The following is a 21198-nucleotide window of genomic DNA, read 5'->3' as shown; positions in this document are numbered from 1 at the left end:
TTAGTTTTTAATTAGTTTGATTTTGGATTTTTTTGTTTTTATCTTAATTGAATTAAGAATTCTAGTTACAGCCAGAAGTCGTAATTACAATCTGATTTCCATTCATCTCATAATTGGTGTCGTTTCCGATACTTTTACAGATTATTTTAAGTTTTTCAGCTAGAGGCTGATCACTCAATGAAGTTGTTAAACGGCAGTCTTTCAATTTGTCGTGAGGAAAATCTATATCTACCAAATAAGCCTGTTCAATAGTTTCAAGAATCTGTGCTACAGGGATATCTGTAAATTCAAAACTTAATTGTTCGATATTTCTAACACTATTCACTAAAATTGGATCTTCTGTTATATTGGTTATTTTATTAAAAACCATTTCTTTACGAACAAAACGCAATGCTTGATTAGGAAGAAGAACAATTTCTTTGTTTTCAACAGCACGAACTAAATCGTTTGACTTTACCTTAACTTTACCGGTGCGAACAAGAACTTCAACGTTTTGCTGGTCTGGGTAAGCCTTTATTCTAAAGCTTGTTCCAACAACGCGAGTTACAATCTCGTTAGCGTAAACAAAAAAAGGCTTTTTAGGATTTTTACTAATTTCAAAGAAACCTTCGCCGGATAAATACACCTTTCTTTCGTTTCCGGTAAAGATTTTAGGGTAACTTAATTTACTATTGGGCTGTAATAAAACCGAACTTCCGTCAGACAAAGTGATTATCTGCGATTTTTCAGAATTGTTGGTTTGTTCTACCAAACCTTCATCATTATCCTGAACTAATTCATTGTACGTAACGACATTATCGTTAGTTATTATGTTATTTTTAAAAAACCAAGTAGAAAAAACACCAACCAATACAGCTGCAGCAATACCAGTGATCCAGTATCTTTGTATTTTAAGTTTTTTAATTTTTGAGGTTTGTTGAGAGAGTCCTTCTCTATGCTCAATTTTACGCCAAGTTTGCTGTAAGGCTTCATGAACTTCATTTGAAGAAAGTTTAGACTCTGGAACTCGCATTGCTAGCAATACAAGTCTAGCATCTTCAACAAGTTTAGCTCTCTGAAGATTTTCTAAAGTCCATTCTTCCCAGCCTTGCTCATCAACTTTTGATAAAATCCATAGTTGAAAAGATTCATCAGCCAAGAAGTCTTCTATTTCGATATAATTGTTACGTTTTTGCATCTTATTATTAAGGTTACAAAAACATAGAGGACAGTTTTTATATTATATACTCACTTATTTAAGATTTTTTTTTGATTTTTTCTTAAATTTTTAAAAAACCCCTGAAGATATAAGGACTAGAAACGGAATACTGCCTTTCCATTCCTTACGAAGATTTAACAAACCACGATGAAGAAGATTACTAGCAGACTGATAATTCATCTCCAGTAAATCGGCAATTTGATCAACGCTCAAACCTTGGTGGTAACGTAAATATAAAGCCTCTTTTTGGCGTACAGGCAAATCATTTAGTAATTTATTTAAAAGAAGAACACGTTCGGCTGTTACTTCATCTTCAACCAAATCATTTTCTATAGAAAAATCAAAAAGGAATTCCAAAACATCTGTGGTTGTGGTCTTTCTAAATACATGATCTCTTTCATGCAAACGTGCAATTCTCTTTCTAACGCTGGAAAGCAAGTATGCCTTAGCAACAACATTATCTTGAAGAGAATCTCTATAAAGCCAAATATCTGCAAAAACATCCTGTATACAATCTTGCACCTTTTCAGCGTACGGGCAAAGTGAATTGCCGTAACTAATTAGATCTCTATAATATTTTTCAAAAAGCAGAGAGAAAGATTTCTCATTTCCATTTTTCAAATTATTCCATAGAATAAAATCGTCTAAAACCTTGTTTTTTAAAATTTGGCTCATATAAGATACTTTGGGCAAAAAATCAATCATTTTAGATCATTCTTAAAAGAAGATTAATTGCAAGAGATTAAATCGTAAATGAAAATTTGATTCTTAAATGTTCAAATGGTTTATAATAAACATTATTTAACAAAAAATAAATAAGTCTTTTACATTTCACCAAGCTTTGACCATCTCAAAAGAATTAAATTTTAACATTAATTTTTGTTTTTGTGTGATAAATATAGAAAAGCAAATGGTTAAAACCCAATAAATCGCTAAAATTTGCTTCTTTTTCCAAATTCATCAGTTTTTACCTTATTTTTTTGATTAAACTTAAAATTTACGATAATTTAAATTTTTATTAACAGAATTATATGACACAATTGACAAGTTTCATAGTTATTATCAAATAAAATCTCAAAAAAAAAAAAAAAAAAAAAAAAAAGCCTTACAAAAAGTAAGACTTTTTCTTGAGTGTAAAAACACTTTCAAATTTTAACGAACTTCATAATTGAGCCTCCAGACGCAGTTTTGACTTGAAGAATATAGTTTCCTGATTGAAATTTTGAGACATCAATTTTAGAAATATTTTGAGCATTTGGTATCACTTCAATCACTTGCCCTAAAACATTATAAACATATATTGATTCAATTTCTACTAAATCTTTAGATTCTATTTGTAGATAATTTCGAACTGGATTTGGGTAAATATTTAAATGGGATGAAAGTTCGAAATCTGGTCTTCCTAATGTTTTAAAAGTTGATGTTGCCTTGTTTGTTAAAATTGGAAAATTATAATCAAAATAAATATTAGCCTCATTTTCAAATAAATCACCTACCTTTAAAGTTGGCAAAGTTTTAATTTTAAAGGCAATATAGCCATCATTATGAGCATCATCAAAAGGAAGATCTATCTTTTTGAAGATAAATTCTATCTTGTTTACATCAGAAACTTTCACTTCATAAGCATGACTTGCACTAGTAGGAATTAAAGTCGAAATATCAAATTTCGATATATCAATCACATCTTTAATCACTACATTTTCAGCATTATAAGTTCCCGTATTTTCAAAACGAATTAGATAGTGAACATATTGACCAATAAGTTCAGGTTTAATAACTTTTCCTTCTAAACAGATTTTATCATTTGGATCATAAGAACCCACAACCGTTTGAGCAAGTTCAAAAACATTATCTTCAGATGTTTCATCAGTTTCTGCAGAATTAATGATAGCTTTATACTTCAATATATCTCCAATATTTATTGCTGGAGTTTCAACAGGAGAATTGACGTTTAAAACTAAATCAATTTCTCTGCTTTCAAATGGTTTTAGATTTGAAAAATTCCAAACTAATTTACCAGAGCTTTGACTAGAAACCACAGAGTTTGAAGAAACAAAATCCAAAATTGAATCGTCAAAATTAAGATTTACAGTTCCTGATTGAACCGTATTCCCTTTGTTTTTGTAGACTAATTTATATTTTGCATCAAAACCAGGTCTAGCGGCATCGATCGGTATAATATTGATTTCTAAATCGTTATGGACACCATTTGGAACAATGCAAAAATTTTGATTAAAAAGGCTTACCTGCGTAGGGAAAACAACATCCGCATAAGATGGTAAAACCGTAAAATAACTAGAATTTTCAACAATAGGAGTTACTTTATAAGAACCCGCAGGAATCTTCAAAGCATATTCGTCATTAGAATCTGCGGTAAAATACTCCAATTTTGTACCATCAAAAATTGAAAATTTTAAGTACTTAGCTCCTATATCACCAGTATCACAGCCATTACTATCAACATCAATCTGGCTTTTGCCTTTTATAGTGTAGTTTGTTCCGCCTGGCTCAAATGAGCAATAATTTCCAACTAAGCAATTTTCATATCTATATGGTGCTATTTTTTCTGTAACCAATGCCAGATTAAAATCGTCATCGCAAATATATTGCAGATTAGGACAATTTGACAAATTAAAACCATTGTAGCCTAACGAACTTAAAGGTGTCTCTAAAAAACTTAAATTTTTAACAGCTCCGTTTTTAATATTAAGAAACTCTAAATTTGGACAATCTGATATATTTAACTCTTTTAAGTTTTTCGAACTACTAATATCTAAGGTTTTAATTAATGTATGCCCAATCCATAAAGTCTCTAAAAGCACTTGATTTGATAAATCAATAGATTCAATTGGATTTGCCCCACCGTAACAATCTGTTATTATTTTAGAATTTGAAAAATCGAGAAAGGTTATTTTATTATCCCAAAAATCTAAATACTCAAGTCCAGGCAATTTTGCGATATCTAGGCTTGGCAATAAATTTTGTGCACATTTAAAAAACCATAATACTGTTGAATTAGGGAGCTTTAACTCAGTAAGCTTGTTTTTGTAGCAAACGAGTTCTCGCAAATGCGAACTATTCGAAACATCCAGAGATTGCAAATCATTATTGTTGCACTCAATTATGTTTAATTCTGTTAAGTTACTAACATTCAATGAAGTTAATTTGTTTTGCCCGCAAATAAGTGAACTTATTTTGCTTAAATCTGAAAGATTTAAGTCACTAATTAAATTTGAAGAGCAAACTAATCTAGTAAGTTTTTTTAAACTACTGACATCTAAAATTCCCAAATTATTATTAGAACAATTAAAATCAGTTAGATTAGAAAAGTTCGACAATTGATCCAGCGATGCAATATTAGAATCTCTTAAATCTAAATAGCTTACATTTAAAGCTTCAGCTATTTCAATTTCACCATTGTTGTTAGAATCAATTTTAAAGTAATTTGAATTTAAATCTTTTGCGATTGTGTTAGAACCATTTGCTTGAAGCAATTTTGCCTTGAAATTGGCATCTGGAAAAGTAATTATTTGCGCTTTTGATGAAGAAAAAAAGCACAAAGTCAGTAATAGCAGGTAGTTTTTTATCATAGGGTTGTTAGTTTTTGGTGTTTAAATATATAAAACCCAAAGTTAAAAACCTATAGCCTTATAAAAAAAACCTTACTAATTTACTTAATAAGGTTTTTTATAATCTGATGTATAAAAGTAACTTAAAAAGCTACATTCCATCTTGGCAATTTACCATTTTCATCCAAGAAATTTTGCAAAACTTGCCCTTCAACAGCTGTTGGAATAGCTTTTGCATCACCCGCAAAAGTTTCATACCAAACTACTTCAAGCTCAGAAATATTCTCTAATTTCATTTGAGCCGGCCAAGAATATTTTCTTCCTGTTTTAGCAAACTGATGACCGTTTACTATTTTATCGTAAAGTCCGCCATTTTTGCTTTTTAAAGTTCCGTCATTCTGAACAGTTCCTGTAGAACCAACCATAATCAGTTCTTTTGTATCACCTTCAACAGCATATACAATAAAGATTCCAGCGCTTCCTTCTGGCGCGTTGCAAGCTTCTTCTAAACTATCATTTACTGTAAAAGTAAAACTGTTTGTTGATTTAAATTTTTCTAATTCTTTGTACATAATTCTTTTTTAAGCTTCTAAGATACTGTCCCGATAGCTATCGGGATCGATGCTGAGTTTTTTTTTATATTTATCCTCAGTATTTTAAAAATGTAAAAAAGTCTCAACAAGAAATTGAGACTTTTTTAAAATTTGTTATTTTGAGACTTGAAAATTATCCAAGTACTTCTTTTACTTTTTTACCAATTTCAGCTGGCGAATCAACAACGTGAATTCCGTTGTCTCTCATGATTTGTTTTTTAGCAGCAGCTGTATCATCAGAACCACCAACGATTGCACCTGCGTGACCCATTGTCCTACCAGCAGGAGCAGTTTCTCCAGCTATAAATCCAATAACTGGCTTGCGGTTACCATCTGCTTTTACCCATCTTGCAGCATCAGCTTCAAGTTGACCACCGATTTCACCAATCATAATGATTGCTTCAGTTTCTGGATCGTTCATTAATAATTCAACAGCTTCTTTAGTTGTAGTTCCGATAATTGGATCTCCACCAATACCAATTGCAGTAGTGATACCTAAACCTTGTTTTACAACTTGGTCAGCAGCTTCGTAAGTTAAAGTTCCAGATTTAGAAACGATACCAACTGTTCCTTTTTTGAAAACGAAACCTGGCATAATACCAACTTTAGCTTCACCTGGAGTAATTACACCTGGACAGTTTGGACCAATTAATCTTGAATTTCTTTCTTTAACATAATTATTTGCTTTAATCATATCTGCTACAGGAATTCCTTCTGTAATAGCAATAATTACTTTAATTCCAGCATCAGCAGCTTCCATAATTGCATCAGCAGCAAAAGCTGGCGGAACAAAAATGATAGAAGTATCAGCACCAGCTTGGTCAACAGCATCTTTTACTGTATTAAAAACTGGACGATCTAAATGGCTAGTACCACCTTTTCCTGGAGTTACACCTCCAACAACATTAGTACCGTACTCAATCATTTGAGAAGCGTGGAAAGTTCCTTCACTTCCTGTAAATCCCTGAACAATTATTTTGGAATCTTTATTAACTAAAACACTCATGATATATATTTTATGTAGTTTTTAAATTTGTGTTGCAAAAATAAGGTTTTGTAATGTATTTTGACTCTTTTATTGTCAAAAAAATATTAAGAAAATTGACTCATTTGATAACCTCTATAAAGTTTATCATCTTTTATTTGCCAAATGGTTGCGAAATGTGCTAAAAGCATCTCTTCTCTCGGATTCTCGATTGTTTTTACAAAATGAGAGTAACGCACTGATACTAAATCATCTTCACTAATAATATGGCTAATTCTAACCTTAGAACGCACGTAAGCACGACTAAGCTCATTCGCCATTTCAATTATCGAATCATAATCCATTTGAATAAAACCTTTGCTGCTGTTCCATTCAAGCGTTACATCAGGATGCAGATATGTTTTTAAAATTTCGCTATCAATTAAGGCATCTGACTTATAAAATTTCTGAACAAATTCTTTAATAGACATATTACTTCAATTTATTTAAAATTTCAGGAATCTTCTTAATGTTGGCTAATTGTTTCAATTTTTCTCTAGATTCTTCAATTGGTGTCCCAAAATACGATTTTCCTCCTTCAACTGACTTAGTTACACCAGTCTGCCCCATAACAACGGCTTTTGCTCCAATTGTTATACCGCTTGTTGTACCTACTTGCCCCCATAAGGTTACTTCATCTTCAATAATCACACAACCTGCAATACCCGTTTGCGAAGCAATCAGACATTTTTTTCCAATTACAGTATCATGACCAACATGTACTTGATTATCTAACTTAGAACCTGCACCGATAGTTGTATCTCCAGTAACCCCTTTATCTATCGTACATAAAGCACCAATACCAACATTATCTTCAATAACAACTCTTCCGCCAGAAACTAATTGATCAAATCCTTCTGGGCGTTTTTTATAATAAAAAGCATCTGCTCCTAAAATAGTTCCAGCATGTATAATTACATTGTCTCCGATTACAGTATGGTCGTAAATAGACACATTAGAATGTATTAAGCAGTTCTTACCGATTTTAACATTATTCCCAACAAAAGTATTTGGCTGAATTACAGTACCTTCTCCTATCTCTGCAGAATCAGCAATTGCAACATTAGCAAACTGGAAAGGTCTAAAATGTTTTGTAAGAATATTGAAATCTCTAAAGGGATCATCAGAAATTAAAAGGGCCTTACCTTCTGGACATTCTACTTCTTTGTTTATTAAAACAATGGTCGCTGCCGATTGCAAAGCTTTATCATAATATTTTGGGTGGTCAACAAAAACAATATCACCAGGCTCCACAACATGTATTTCATTCATGCCTAAAACTTGAAAGTCTTTGTCTCCAATAAATTTGCAGTTAAGCAAATTAGCAATTTCTTGTAAAGAATGACTCTTTGGAAATTTCATATAGTATAATTAGAAAATTTGTCAATTAGAAAATGAGTCAATTAGAATGTGAATATACAAAATTATGTCGATTCACAGATTATCTAATTGACTCATTGTCAAATTTATCTTAATTAAAAGACTACTCTTTTACACGCTCCATATAAGAACCTGTAGCAGTATCAATTTTAATTTTATCTCCTTCATTAATAAACAAAGGAACGTTGATGTTTGCTCCTGTTTCTACTGTAGCATTTTTTGTAGCATTTGTAGCGGTATTTCCTTTTACACCAGGCTCAGCATAAGTAACTTCTAAAATAACAGATGCAGGCATATCTACTGATAATGGTAAATCTGTTTCTGTATTGATTTGAACCATTACATTTGTACCTTCTTTTAATAATTCTGGAGCATCCAGAATGTTTTTATTTAAAGAAATTTGCTCAAACGTTTCAGCATTCATGAAGTGAAATTCATCTCCTTCTGGATATAAAAACTGGAATGTGTGCGTTTCAACACGAATAACGTCAATTTTGTGACCTGCAGAAAATGTATTATCTAATACTTTTCCTGAAGTTAAACTTTTAAGTTTTGTTCTTACGAAAGCTGGACCTTTTCCAGGTTTTACGTGAAGGAATTCAATAATTTTATAGATATCGTGATTAAATTTAATACACAATCCGTTTCTAATATCTGATGTAGATGCCATTTGTTTTTTTTATTTTAGATTTTAGAATGTAGATTTCAGATTCTTCATATAGAATCAATCTTCATTTTTTATTTAATATTTATTTCAAAGTTCAGAAATCTATCCCGCTAGCTATCGGGACTAAAATAATTAATAGTTTCCTGAGTAACCTTTCATAATTCCTCTTGATGAATTTCTAATAAAATCTAGAATTTCATCTCTTTCAGGAGTCGCTTCCATTTCAGCTTCAATAATACTTAAAGCCTGAGTTGTATTATAATTCTTTTGGTATAAAATTCTATAGATTTCCTGAATTTCTCTAATCTTTTCAGTTGTAAAACCTCTTCTTCTTAAACCAACTGAGTTAATTCCAACATACGATAATGGTTCTTTTGCTGCTTTCGTATAAGGCGGAACATCTTTTCTAACCAAAGATCCTCCAGAAATCATAGCGTGATCTCCAATATGGATAAACTGGTGAATTGCTGCCAATCCTCCAATAACTGCATGATTTCCAACAACTACGTGACCTGCTAAAGCAACACCATTTACAATAATTGCATTGTTTCCGATTTCACAATCGTGTGCAATGTGAGCATAAGCCATTACTAAACAATTATTTCCAATTACAGTCTGACCAGAAGCAATTGTTCCTCTATTTATAGTTACGCATTCTCTAATTGTACAATTATCACCGATAATAGCAAGAGAATCTTCACCTCCGAATTTTAAATCTTGTGGCACTGCAGAAATTACAGCTCCTGGAAAAATATTACAATTCTTTCCAATTCGAGCACCTTCCATAATGGTCACGTTTGAACCAATCCAAGTACCATCACCAATAACAACATTATTGTGAATTGTTGTAAATGGCTCTATTACAACGTTTTTAGCGATTTTCGCGCCTGGATGAACATATGCTAATGGTTGATTCATCTGTATGTTTTATATTTTTAATTAAAATATTCTAATTTGAAGCAACAAACCTAAACAATAAATTTGATAATTTATTATTGTTTTCTTGCTATTTGTGCCATTAATTCTGCTTCAGTAACCAATTTACCATTTGCATAAGCATTTGCCTGCATATGACAAATTCCTCTTCTGATAGGAGATATTAACTCACATTTAAAAATTAAAGTATCACCTGGCAATACTTTGTGTTTAAATTTAACATTATCAATTTTCATGAAATATGTCAAATAATTTTCAGGATCTGGAACAGTGCTTAATACTAATATTCCTCCTGTTTGTGCCATTGCTTCAACAATTAATACACCCGGCATAACTGGAGCTTCTGGAAAATGACCTACAAAGAAATTCTCGTTCATAGTAACATTTTTCAATCCTACTACGTGACGATCAGACATTTCGATAATTCTGTCAATCAACAAGAATGGTGGTCTGTGAGGCAGCATAGACATGATTTTATGAATATCCATCAATGGTTCTTGATGCAGATCGTAAGTAGGAACATGATTTCTCTGTTCTATTTTAATGATTTTAGCCAATTTCTTTGCAAACTGAGTATTTACAAAGTGTCCTGGTTTATTAGCAATAATTTTTCCTTGAATACGAACTCCAATTAAGGACAAATCTCCAATTACATCAAGCAATTTATGTCTTGCAGCTTCGTTTGGATAGTGTAAAGTCAAGTTATCCAAAACTCCATTTGGTTTAACAGAAATTTCATCTTTACCAAATGCTTTCTTTAAACTCTCCATTGTAGACTCAGAGATTTCTTTATCTACATAAACGATTGCATTATTTAAATCTCCACCTTTAATAAGTCCGTGCTCTAACAATGACTCTAATTCGTGAAGGAAACTAAAAGTTCTAGAACTTGCAATTTCAGATTTAAAATCTGACAAACTTTTAAGAGTAGCATTTTGAGTACCTAAAACTTTTGTACCAAAATCTACCATTGTTGTAACCTGATATTCATCGCTTGGCATAACAAGGATTTCGCTTCCTGTAGCTTCGTCTGTAAAAGAAATTACTTCTTTTACTACGTAAACATTACGTTGCGCATCTTGCTCTTCGATTCCAGCTTTTTCAATCGCTTCAACAAAATATTTTGATGAACCATCCATAATAGGAAGTTCAGAGGCATTCAATTCAATAATAATGTTATCCAAATCGCAGCCAACTACTGCAGCTAAAACGTGTTCTGGTGTTTGAATTTTTACTCCTAATTTCTCAAGATTTGTTCCTCTTTGAGTATTAACAACATAATTAGCATCAGCCTCAATGACTGGTTGACCTTGCAAATCTACTCTTACAAAAGTGAAACCATTATTAACGGGTGCAGGTTTAAAAGTCATTGTAACTTCTTTTCCAGTGTGTAAACCAACTCCTGTTAGCGAAATTTCATTTTTGATGGTCTTCTGTTTAACCATTATTTCCATTTTTTGGGTTTATTATTTGTTTTTTTAATTCTTCAACTTCAGCTACGATTTTAGGCAGATTCTTAAAATGAACATACGATTTGTTAAAATCCGTATATCCAAGAGATGGAGTTCCTTGTAGAACTTCATCATCCTTAATGTTTCTGGCTACACCCGACTGCGCTTGAAGCCTTACATTATTTCCTATTGTTAAATGACCTGCAATACCTACCTGTCCACCAATCATACAGTTTTCGCCTATTTTTGTAGAACCTGCTACACCACTTTGAGCAGCAATCACAGTATTTTTACCTATTTCTACATTATGAGCAATCTGAATCTGATTGTCTAATTTAACTCCCTGTCTAATTATAGTAGAACCAAGAGTTGCTCTGTCAATTGTTGTATTAGCACCAATATCAACATTATCTTCTATAATAACATTTCCGATTTGAGGCACTTTGCTGTATTCTCCGTTTTCATTTGGAGCAAAACCAAAACCGTCAGCACCAATAATAACACCAGAATGTACCGTGCAATTATTACCAATTACGGTTTCAGAATAGATTTTTGCACCAGCAAAAATGAATACATTATCACCAATAGTAACATTGTCGCCAATAAAACTATTTGGATAAATTTTTACATTATTGCCTAAAACCACATTTTGTCCGATATAACTAAAACTACCTAAATATAAATTCTCTCCGTATTTAGTTCCTTCAGACATAAAAGACTGAGGTTCGATACCGTTTTTATTTAATTTTACCTGATTATAAAAATGCAAAAGTTTAGAAAACGCTGCATAAGCATCTTCTACCTTAATAAGTGTAGTACTAATTTCCTGTTCAGGAATAAAGCTATCATTAACAATTGTTACTGTCGCTTTTGTAGTATATATATAATTGATATACTTTGGGTTAGCCAAAAAAGTAAGCGATCCTTCGTCACCTTCTTCGATCTTAGAAAGCTTAGAAACTTCTGCATTGGGATTCCCAACAACTTCTCCTTCTAAAATTCCTGCTATTTGTTCTGCTGTAAATTTCATCGCGACAAAAATATAAAAAATAGGATTTAAATGTTAATTTTATATAAGTTGTTTTGGGAAACAGATGTAATATTTTGTTACCAATTTAGATAACGATTTCAAATTCAGCTGATCAGAAGCTTCAACAACATCCTCAATTGTTTTATCTTTTTTCAAAATACGAATAGGTTCTGCTTCTTTACTATAGGCTTGGTTTTTAATTTTCCCTCTAAAAATAAAATATCCAGCATCTACTGCCGAAATTTGATGTGCTTCTGCAAACTCCTCTTTCAAAGATTGCGATTCTTCCATCGGAATTTTTTCTGCACTGAGCTTAATTTTTAACAAATCTCTATTAATAATCATTTTACTCAAAGTAGAAAGTATAAAATCATTATGCCTCTGCCAAGCTTTTAGTGCACTTATAATATCAAAATCGTCAAGTTGTGAAAATAAATCCAATTTCTCTGCGTCAAAATCCTCAAGAGCGATTTTGTTATGCATAAAATAAGAAAGTGGTTCACTGCAAGGAAGATCTACTCCTTTTAAAACAAGTTCTTTTGCTCTTTTTAAAACTTTCATTAAAATTAATTCTGCTACTAAGCTCGTTTTATGCAAATAAGCCTGCCAATACATTAATCTTCTCGAAAGCAGAAATTTCTCGACCGAATAAATTCCTTTCTCTTCAATTACCAAAACATCATTTTCTACGTTCATCATCTGAATCAATCGTTCAGAATTCACATTTCCTTCTGCAACACCTGTATAAAAACTATCTCGTTTTAAATAATCCATTCGATCCATATCCAACTGACTTGAAATCAATTGCAGCATGAATTTTCTATGATATTCTCCTTTAAATACCTGAATCGCCAAACTTAATCTCCCGTCAAATTCCTCATTAAGCTGATTCATAAACAATAATGAAATAGCTTCATGATGCACATCTTCTACAATACTTTTTTCCATTGCATGCGAAAATGGCCCATGTCCTATATCATGAAGTAAAATTGCTATTAAAAGCGCATTTTCTTCTTCTTCAGAAATAATGACATCTTTAAAACGAAGCGTATCAATAGCCTTTTTCATTAAATGCATGCAGCCTAAAGCATGATGAAAACGGGTATGATTGGCTCCTGGATACACCAAATATGATAATCCCATCTGTGAAATACGGCGCAAACGCTGAAAATAAGGATGCTGAATTAAGTCGTAAACCAGCTCATTCGGAATCGTAATGAAGCCATATATAGGATCGTTGAATATTTTTAATTTATTGATCTGAGTCACAGTCTGGTTATTTTTTAGGTCAACAAATATAAGTAAATAAGTATAAAGAGCTTGGTGTTTTTTATTTAAAAATCACAGTACAAATTGCCATGATTATCAATAAAATACATTTAAAAATGTTAAATTTCAAAATAAAATCATGCTTCATCTTTGGTAATTTTATACTATTTTTAATACTTTTTAAGTTCTATAACTTTAAATTGCAGTAAAATTAAATTGATTTATGGATAAGATAAAAATACTTTGGGTCGACGATGAAATCGATCTTTTAAAGCCTCACATATTATTTCTAGAAAAAAAGAATTACGAAGTTACCACTTGCAATAACGGACTCGATGCGATTGCGCTATTTGAAGAAGATAATTTTGATATTGTATTTTTAGATGAAAACATGCCTGGAATGAGCGGATTGGAAACGCTTTCTGAAATGAAAGAAAAAAAATCGGCCATACCAATGATTATGATCACAAAAAGCGAAGAAGAATATATTATGGAAGAAGCCATTGGTTCTAAAATCGCCGATTATTTGATTAAGCCTGTAAATCCGAATCAGATTCTGTTAAGTTTGAAGAAAAATCTGGATGATTCGAGATTGATTACAGAAAAAACAACCTTAGATTACCAGAAAGAATTCAGAAAAATTTCGATGGAATTGGCAATGGTTAATTCGTATGAAGACTGGATTGAATTGTATAAAAAATTGCTTTTTTGGGAACTAAAACTAGAAGACATCAACGATACAGCGATGATTGAAATTCTAGAATCTCAAAAAGTCGAGGCGAATTCTCAATTTGGAAAATATATTGAAAGAAATTATGAAGACTGGTTTGCGCCAAAAGCAGACAAACCGATTCAATCCAATACTTTATTTAAAGAATTAGTGGTCCCAGAAATAAAAAAGAAAGACAAACCAATTCTTTTTGTGGTAATTGACAACCTTCGTTACGACCAATGGAAAGCTTTTGAAGGTGTAATCTCAAACTATTACAAACTAGAAAAAGAAGTTCCGTACTACTCTATTCTTCCCACTGCTACACAATATGCAAGAAATGCCATTTTTTCTGGTTTAATGCCTTTAGAAATGGAAAAACAGTTTCCTGAATATTGGAAAAATGATGTAGAAGATGGCGGAAAAAACCTTTACGAAGCAGAATTTTTATCTGCTCAATTAAAGCGTTTAGGCTTAAATATTAAGGAAGATTATTTTAAAATCACCAATTATGCTGGAGGAAAAAAACTGGCAGAAAACTTTAAGGCCTTAAAAGGAAACGACTTAGTAACGGTAGTTTACAACTTTGTTGACATGCTTTCACACGCTAAGACAGAGATGGAAGTGGTAAAAGAATTGGCTTCAGACGATAAAGCGTATCGCTCTTTGACTTTAAGCTGGTTTAAAAATTCACCTTTGTTAGAAATCATTCAACAAGCTCAACTTTTAGGTTTCAAACTGATTCTAACAACAGACCACGGAACAATAAATGTAAAAAATCCGTCGAAAGTTGTGGGAGATAAAAATACAAGTCTAAATTTGCGTTACAAAACTGGACGCAGCTTAACATATGAGCAAAAAGACGTTTATGTAGTAAAAGAGCCTAAAACTATTGGTTTGCCGGCTATAAACATGAGCAGTTCGTTTATTTTTGCCAAAAATGATTTTTTCTTGGCTTACGTAAACAACTACAATCATTATGTGAGTTATTACAAAAACACCTACCAGCACGGGGGAATTTCATTAGAAGAAATGATTATTCCGTTCTTGGTATTTAACCCGAAGTAAAAAAGTTTTCAGTCGCGGTTTTCAGTTTTCAGCAATGAATACAATTAAATAGAAATAATTTTTGCCACAGATTTCACAGATTATCACTGATTAAAAAATCCTTTTTAATCTTTTAATCTGTGGCATTAAAAAATAATTCGCGAAAATTTGTGAAATTCGTGGCAAAAATTAAATAACAATGAACATCGTTTTTTCATTAGATCAAATTCAAGAAGTTGCAGAGCAGATTATAGCTTCAAATCCTAATAAAACCATCCTTTTTAATGGAGAAATGGGAGTTGGAAAAACAACTTTGATCAAACAGTTATGCAAAAGTCTTGGAATTACTGACGCAACTAGCAGCCCTACTTTTTCTTTAGTAAACGAATATCAAATTCCAAGCGGAAAAAAAGTCTATCATTTTGACTTTTACAGAATAAAACAAGAAACAGAAGCGCTAGATATGGGAGTTGATGATTACCTATATTCTGGAAATTGGTGTTTTATTGAATGGTCTGAAAAAATCGCAAGTTTAATTCCAGAAGAACATTCTACAATAAACATCAAATTACTTTCTGACGGTAAAAGAGAGTTAGAATTGGTCTAAAAATATTCAATCAGTACTTTTAATTGATGGATATTATATTTCTTAACTTTTCGCTTTGAGTATTAGCAGAATTTTTACACTAATTTTAAAACTTTTTACGTAATTTGTACTCTTAATTTTTTGCACAATCCATGTCAATCACGTTAACTCCATTTACAAAACAACAATTAATACCACAGGAAGAAAAACTTGAGGTTGGTCGTTTTAAAAGAGAACTTTTTATAGGAATCCCTAAAGAAACAAGTTATCAGGAACGTCGTATCTGTCTTACGCCCGATGCAGTCGCTTCCTTAACTTATGAAGGACATCGCGTTATGATCGAATCTGGCGCTGGAGAAAGTTCGAGTTATACTGATAAAGAATATGCCGATGCTGGTGCAGAAATCACAAAAGACGCTAAAAGAGTTTTTAGTTGCCCGTTTCTATTAAAAGTAGAACCGCCAACTTTAACTGAAATAGAAATGATAAATCCTGAAACGGTTATTATTTCTGCTATTCAGCTAAAAACCAAAAAGAAAGAATATTTCGAGGCTTTAGCAAAAAAGAAAATTACTGCTTTAGCTTTTGAATATATAAAAGATGAAGACGGTTCTTATCCAGCAGTAAAATCTTTAAGCGAAATTGCCGGAACAGCTTCAATCTTAATTGCTGCCGAATTAATGATTACAAACGAGTTCGGAAAAGGACTTTTATTCGGAAACATAACTGGCGTTCCTCCTACCGAAGTTGTAATTCTTGGTGCTGGAACTGTTGGAGAATTTGCAGCTAAAACCGCAATTGGATTAGGAGCAAACGTAAAAGTTTTTGATAATTCCATTACCAAATTACGCCGTCTGCAAAATAATCTAAATCAAAGAATTTTTACTTCAACCATACAGCAAAAAGGCTTATTAAAAGCTTTAAGACGCTGTGACGTAGCAATTGGCGCCATGCGCGGTAAAGAGCGTTGTCCGATCGTAGTGAATGAAACAATGGTTGAACACATGAAAAAAGGTGCCGTAATTGTTGATGTCAGCATTGATACTGGCGGTTGTTTCGAAACATCTGAAGTTACGACTCATGAAAAACCAACATTCATAAAAAACAATGTTTTACACTATTGTGTGCCAAACATCCCTTCAAGATACTCTAAAACTGCTTCATTATCAATCAGTAACATCTTGACTCCTTACCTACATCAGATAGCCGAAGATGGTGGCATTGAAAGTGCAATTCGTTGCAACAAAGGCCTTAAAAACGGAATTTATCTTTATCACGGAATTTTAACTAACAAAGCTATTGGCGATTGGTTTGATCTTCCAGATAACGATATTAATTTACTTGTATTTTAAGGGAACTTTAATGTACCTTTGCAAAAATTTTATTTCATGAAGTTCGTACACCGTTTTGCATATTACCTGATTGGTCTCGTTATGGGATGTTTTATTGTATCCGGATTTTTTATCGGAAAAGACACCCGTTGCAATTATTTTCCAAATGCCCGAGTTTTAAACAATCTTAGAACAAAACCTTTTCAATATTCTCCAAAAGCGGTTCAGACTTTAAACGAAAAATGGGTTGACACAGCAGATATCAAAAATACTTTAACTTACGGAGACGTAGATTTTGACCAAAGCAATGTTCCGTTCAAAAAAGGAAAACTGTATATCATTGAAGGAAAAACAGTAAAAAATCAGGAAATTATTCTGAAAGTGGTTAATTACGAAAACAAAGCCGTTTTAGAAGAAATCGTAAAAAAATAAAAAAAATCTTTTGTTTCTCGCTCCCGATAGCTATAGGGATTGCAGATTCAAAAGATTTTTTTTTAGCTGTAAATATTTCTCGCAAAGCCACAAAAACACAAAGTTTTTTTCCCTTTGTCTCTTTGCAACTCTGAGCCTTTGTAACTCTAAAAAATTACCATTCAATTTCTTTCAATCCTTTCGATTTCAAGAATTCATTAGTTTGGCTAAAATGTTTATTTCCAAACCAAAAACCTCTATTGGCGCTCAAAGGCGAAGGATGTCCCGATTTTAAAATGTGATGTTTTGATGCATCGATCAAAGAAGCTTTCTTTTGAGCAAAACCGCCCCAAAGCAAGAAAACAACATTTTCTTTTTCAGCAGAAATTTGTTTGATCACTGCATCAGTAAATTTTTCCCAACCTTTTCCCTGATGACTTCCTGCCTCAGATTGTCTAACTGTTAAAGTTGCATTTAAAAGAAAAACACCTTGATCTGCCCAACGTTCCAGATTACCTGTATTAGGCATTGGTATATTGAAATCATCCTGAATTTCTTTAAATATATTTTGAAGTGATGGCGGAAACGGAATTCCATCGTTCACAGAAAAACACAAACCATTTGCTTGGTTTGGCCCATGATACGGATCTTGCCCAATAATAACCACTTTTACTTCATCAAAATGGCAATGATCAAAAGCGGAAAAAATCTGGCTACCTTTTGGATAACAAACTTTTGTTGCATATTCCGATTTTACAAATTCGATTAAATCGTTGAAATATGGTTTTTCGAATTCTTCATTCAAAACAGGCTTCCAAGAAGAATGCATTTTTACGTCCATAATTTTTTTATGCGAATTTCTGAAATTAATACTTAAAATCAAAAAAGTCCAAAATCGAAAGTCACAAGTTAAGCAAACTAAAAACTCATAATTCATAACTCATAATTCATTATTGTTTTCGTACTTTTGTGATTGCTTTCATAAAGAAATTAAATGATCAGTATTACCGAAAAAACATTACAAGACTTACAATTTCCAACCGTTCTCGAAACCATATCTGATGGTTGCAACACCGATATTGGAAAAGAAAAGGCTTTACAAATAAAACCATTTAGAGATAAAGAAGAATTAATGCAAGCTTTGATGCAGACATCAGAGTACGTGTCTTCTTTTCAAAATAATAACGCCATTCCGAATCAAGGATTTGACGCCATAACGCATGAAATTAAGTTTCTTGCCATCGAAGACAGTTTTTTAGAAGTTGGAAGTTTTAGAAAAATAGCCAATCTTTCTGCGACTACAAATGTTCTATTGAATTTCTTAAAAAAGTTTGACGACTATTATCCAAACTTAAATGCTAGAGCTTCAAGAGTAGAATTAACTAAAGACATCATTACGGCAATTGATGCAATTGTAGATAAATATGGCGAAATAAAAGACAATGCTTCTCCTGCTTTGTCTGGAATTCGTCAGAATATGAATTTGGTTCGCGGAAAAGTAAACCAAAGTTTTGGCGTAGCTTTAACTCAATACAATAGCTTGGGTTATTTGGACGACATTAAAGAAAGTTTTGTTCAAAACCGTAGAGTTTTAGCCGTTTTGGCCATGTATCGCCGAAAAGTAAAAGGCTCAATTTTAGGAAGTTCTAAAACTGGAAGCATTGCTTACATTGAACCTGAAGCTACTCTAAAATATTCTCGTGAATTAGCCAATCTGGAATATGAAGAAAAAGAAGAAATTACGAGAATTCTAAAGAATTTATCAAACGTAATTCGCCCTTATCTTCCTTTATTAGTTGAATACCAAGACTTTTTGAGCGATATTGATGTTGTTGCAGGAAAAGCAAAATATGCAAATCGCATTAACGGAATTCTTCCAGCAATTACAGAAGAAAGAAGATTATTCTTTAGAGAAGCCTATCATCCAATTTTGTATTTGAACAATAAACAAAAACAAGAAGTTACGCATCCGCAGACAATTGAACTGAAACAAGAAAACAGAATTATTGTAATATCTGGTCCAAATGCGGGTGGAAAAACTATTTCTTTAAAAACAGTTGGATTATTACAATTAATGTTGCAATCCGGAATATTAATTCCAGTTCATGAAAGAAGTGAAACTTTCTTATTTGACAGAATCTTAACTGACATTGGAGATAACCAATCTATTGAGAATCATTTAAGTACTTATTCATATCGTTTAAAAAATATGAATTACTTTTTAAAGAAATGTAATCGAAAAACCATGTTTTTAATTGATGAATTTGGTACAGGTTCTGATCCTGAATTGGGTGGTGCTTTGGCTGAAATTTTCTTGGAAGAATTTTATCATCGTGAAGCTTTTGGAATTATCACAACGCATTACGCAAATTTAAAAATTTTGGCAAACGAGTTGCCATACGCAACAAACGCCAACATGATGTTTGATGAAAAGACTCTTGAGCCAATGTATAAACTGGCTCTTGGTCAAGCAGGAAGTTCTTTTACTTTTGAAGTAGCACAAAAAAATGGAATTCCGTTTGGATTAATTAATCGTGCGAAAAAGAAAATAGAAGTTGGAAAAGTTCGTTTTGATAAAACTATTGCCAATCTTCAAAAAGAGAGATCGAAGCTTGAAAAAACTTCTCTCAATTTAAAAGAAGAAGAAAGTCGTGCGCGTGAAGAAAGTAAAAAGATGGAAACCATCAATACTAAGATTCAGCAAAAACTGGAAAGCTATCAGGAACTATACGACAGCAATCAGAAGATTATATATATAGGACAAAAAATTGATGATATTGCTGAGAAGTATTTCAACAACAAAAACAAAAAAGAACTTATTGGCGAATTTTTGAAAATTGTTGAGATTGAAAATTCAAAACGTAAAAAAGCAACTCCGAAAGAAGTAAAAGCAAAAGTTGAAAAACAAAAAGAGATTATTGCCGAAGTACAGGTAAAAGTTGAAGAAATTCGAAAAGAGAAAAAAGAGAAAAAACTTAAACCTGTTGTAGAAAAACCAAAGCCTATTTTAAAAGTTGGCGATCGAGTAAGAATGCTTGACGGAAGATCTGTTGGAAGCATAGACTTAATCGAAAAAAATAAAGCAACTGTAAATTATGGCATTTTTACTTCTAAAGTAAGTTTGGATGAATTGGAATTGGTAGAGGCTGTTAAGAAATAAAGTTTTCAGTCGCAGTGACAGTTTTCAGTAAAAAAATTGACCAAAAAACGCCAAAATTAAAATAAAGCGATTTAAGCAATTATTTTAAAAATTACACAAAAGTAGGTCAACATTTTTTAAAAATTCATTTAAAACAATTTATGAATGCTGTTTTTAATTTACTAAATTTATACAAAAACAAAATTCAATAGATAAAACCAATTTAATAATATTAGATATAAACTTTTTAAAGTTTACTTTTAAAGCCATATAATGGAAAGCCTTCCTATAAATAAAAAAATTGTTCTTTTTGACGGAGTTTGCAATCTTTGCAGTTCTGCTGTACAGTTTATTATCAATCACGACAAAAAAGATGTTTTTAGATTTGTCGCATTACAATCTGACTTAGGTATTTCCATTTGTAAACATCTGGGAATCAGTTTTTCAAAAATGGATAGTATTATTTTGTTTGATCCTGGAACAGCTTATTTCTACAAATCTTCTGCTGTTATTGAAATAGCTAAAAATTTTGGCGGACTTTGGAAATTAATTCCAATTTTTAGAATCATTCCAATTTTTATAAGTGACAGAATTTACAATTACGTTGCCAAAAACAGATACAATTGGTATGGCAAAAAAGAAAGTTGCATGATTCCTACTCCAGAGTTAAAAGCTAAATTTCTTTAAAAAATTCCAATTTTTTAAATTTCAAATTCCAACAGTAAAACTTCAATCTCCGCAATATTGTCATTTCGACGAAGGAGAAATCTTCGCAAGTAACTCTGTAACGAAAATCCAATCTTTGTGGAGCTTCTCGAGAAGATTTCTCCTTCGTCGAAATTGTAAAAGTTACTTATT

General features: G+C 32.0%; 19 protein-coding genes. 6 read left to right on the top strand and 13 right to left on the bottom strand.

Annotated elements, in window-relative coordinates:
• Window positions 1-61: 61 nt before the first annotated feature.
• The 12 genes from NU08_RS10570 to NU08_RS10515 all read right to left on the bottom strand — a co-directional run bounded on the left by NU08_RS10570 (window position 62) and on the right by NU08_RS10515 (window position 13117).
• Complete coding sequence (locus NU08_RS10570; protein ID WP_129747086.1) at window positions 62-1177, bottom strand: FecR family protein; 1116 nt, start codon at window positions 1175-1177, stop codon at window positions 62-64.
• 90 nt (window positions 1178-1267) lie between these two features.
• The gene (locus tag NU08_RS10565; RefSeq protein ID WP_129747085.1) at window positions 1268-1873 is read right to left on the bottom strand and encodes an RNA polymerase sigma factor; all 606 of its coding nucleotides are present in this window, start codon (window positions 1871-1873) and stop codon (window positions 1268-1270) included.
• A 470-nt stretch (window positions 1874-2343) separates the two neighbouring features.
• The gene (locus NU08_RS10560) at window positions 2344-4788 is read right to left on the bottom strand and encodes a T9SS type A sorting domain-containing protein (protein WP_129747084.1); all 2445 of its coding nucleotides are present in this window, start codon (window positions 4786-4788) and stop codon (window positions 2344-2346) included.
• A gap of 122 nt (window positions 4789-4910) precedes the next feature.
• Window positions 4911-5339, bottom strand: a complete 429-nt coding sequence (locus NU08_RS10555; RefSeq protein ID WP_091131824.1) for a hypothetical protein — start codon at window positions 5337-5339, stop codon at window positions 4911-4913.
• A gap of 154 nt (window positions 5340-5493) precedes the next feature.
• Window positions 5494-6366, bottom strand: a complete 873-nt coding sequence (sucD, locus tag NU08_RS10550; protein ID WP_057118027.1) for a succinate--CoA ligase subunit alpha — start codon at window positions 6364-6366, stop codon at window positions 5494-5496.
• Window positions 6367-6452: 86 nt separating this feature from the next.
• Window positions 6453-6815, bottom strand: coding sequence for a nuclear transport factor 2 family protein (locus NU08_RS10545; RefSeq protein WP_008464044.1), 363 nt, complete (start codon window positions 6813-6815; stop codon window positions 6453-6455).
• Between the two features lies 1 nt (window position 6816).
• Window positions 6817-7746 carry a UDP-3-O-(3-hydroxymyristoyl)glucosamine N-acyltransferase gene (locus NU08_RS10540; RefSeq protein WP_129747083.1) on the bottom strand — a complete coding sequence of 310 codons (930 nt, stop codon included), beginning with the start codon at window positions 7744-7746 and terminating at the stop codon, window positions 6817-6819.
• A 121-nt stretch (window positions 7747-7867) separates the two neighbouring features.
• Entirely contained in the window at window positions 7868-8434 is a 567-nt protein-coding gene (gene efp, locus NU08_RS10535; RefSeq protein ID WP_008464042.1) for an elongation factor P, read from the bottom strand.
• A gap of 129 nt (window positions 8435-8563) precedes the next feature.
• On the bottom strand, window positions 8564-9349 hold the full coding sequence (lpxA, locus tag NU08_RS10530; RefSeq protein WP_008464041.1) for an acyl-ACP--UDP-N-acetylglucosamine O-acyltransferase: 786 nt from the start codon (window positions 9347-9349) through the stop codon (window positions 8564-8566).
• Between the two features lie 74 nt (window positions 9350-9423).
• Window positions 9424-10812 carry a bifunctional UDP-3-O-[3-hydroxymyristoyl] N-acetylglucosamine deacetylase/3-hydroxyacyl-ACP dehydratase gene (locus NU08_RS10525; protein WP_129747082.1) on the bottom strand — a complete coding sequence of 463 codons (1389 nt, stop codon included), beginning with the start codon at window positions 10810-10812 and terminating at the stop codon, window positions 9424-9426.
• The gene (lpxD, locus tag NU08_RS10520) at window positions 10805-11848 is read right to left on the bottom strand and encodes a UDP-3-O-(3-hydroxymyristoyl)glucosamine N-acyltransferase (protein WP_129747081.1); all 1044 of its coding nucleotides are present in this window, start codon (window positions 11846-11848) and stop codon (window positions 10805-10807) included. Before lpxD ends, NU08_RS10525 begins: the two co-directional genes overlap by 8 nt.
• Before the next feature lie 39 nt (window positions 11849-11887).
• Entirely contained in the window at window positions 11888-13117 is a 1230-nt protein-coding gene (locus tag NU08_RS10515; RefSeq protein WP_129747080.1) for an HD domain-containing protein, read from the bottom strand.
• Between the two features lie 223 nt (window positions 13118-13340).
• On the opposite strand from NU08_RS10515, the gene NU08_RS10510 reads away from it, so the two are divergent.
• The 4 genes from NU08_RS10510 to NU08_RS10495 all read left to right on the top strand — a co-directional run bounded on the left by NU08_RS10510 (window position 13341) and on the right by NU08_RS10495 (window position 17222).
• On the top strand, window positions 13341-14894 hold the full coding sequence (locus tag NU08_RS10510) for a bifunctional response regulator/alkaline phosphatase family protein (RefSeq protein ID WP_008464034.1): 1554 nt from the start codon (window positions 13341-13343) through the stop codon (window positions 14892-14894).
• A gap of 178 nt (window positions 14895-15072) precedes the next feature.
• Window positions 15073-15480, top strand: coding sequence for a tRNA (adenosine(37)-N6)-threonylcarbamoyltransferase complex ATPase subunit type 1 TsaE (tsaE, locus tag NU08_RS10505; RefSeq protein WP_129747079.1), 408 nt, complete (start codon window positions 15073-15075; stop codon window positions 15478-15480).
• 131 nt (window positions 15481-15611) lie between these two features.
• Window positions 15612-16811: an alanine dehydrogenase gene (locus NU08_RS10500; RefSeq protein WP_129747078.1), complete on the top strand. Its 1200-nt coding sequence runs from the start codon at window positions 15612-15614 to the stop codon at window positions 16809-16811.
• A gap of 36 nt (window positions 16812-16847) precedes the next feature.
• The gene (locus tag NU08_RS10495) at window positions 16848-17222 is read left to right on the top strand and encodes a DUF4258 domain-containing protein (RefSeq protein WP_111424863.1); all 375 of its coding nucleotides are present in this window, start codon (window positions 16848-16850) and stop codon (window positions 17220-17222) included.
• A 154-nt stretch (window positions 17223-17376) separates the two neighbouring features.
• Here NU08_RS10495 and NU08_RS10490 read toward each other — a convergent pair whose 3' ends face one another.
• Complete coding sequence (locus NU08_RS10490; protein WP_129747077.1) at window positions 17377-18042, bottom strand: uracil-DNA glycosylase; 666 nt, start codon at window positions 18040-18042, stop codon at window positions 17377-17379.
• Window positions 18043-18195: 153 nt separating this feature from the next.
• On the opposite strand from NU08_RS10490, the gene NU08_RS10485 reads away from it, so the two are divergent.
• Both NU08_RS10485 and NU08_RS10480 read left to right on the top strand, forming a co-directional pair.
• Complete coding sequence (locus tag NU08_RS10485; RefSeq protein WP_129747076.1) at window positions 18196-20361, top strand: endonuclease MutS2; 2166 nt, start codon at window positions 18196-18198, stop codon at window positions 20359-20361.
• A gap of 252 nt (window positions 20362-20613) precedes the next feature.
• Window positions 20614-21027 (top strand): thiol-disulfide oxidoreductase DCC family protein, encoded by a 414-nt coding sequence (locus NU08_RS10480; RefSeq protein WP_129747075.1) that lies wholly within the window; start codon window positions 20614-20616, stop codon window positions 21025-21027.
• Window positions 21028-21198 lie beyond the last annotated feature (171 nt).

It is taken from the genome of Flavobacterium anhuiense (assembly GCF_004151235.1).
Lineage (GTDB): Bacteria > Bacteroidota > Bacteroidia > Flavobacteriales > Flavobacteriaceae > Flavobacterium > Flavobacterium anhuiense_A.
The sequence above is the reverse complement of the archived record's forward strand: the minus strand, read 5'-3'. Positions and strand labels throughout refer to the sequence as shown.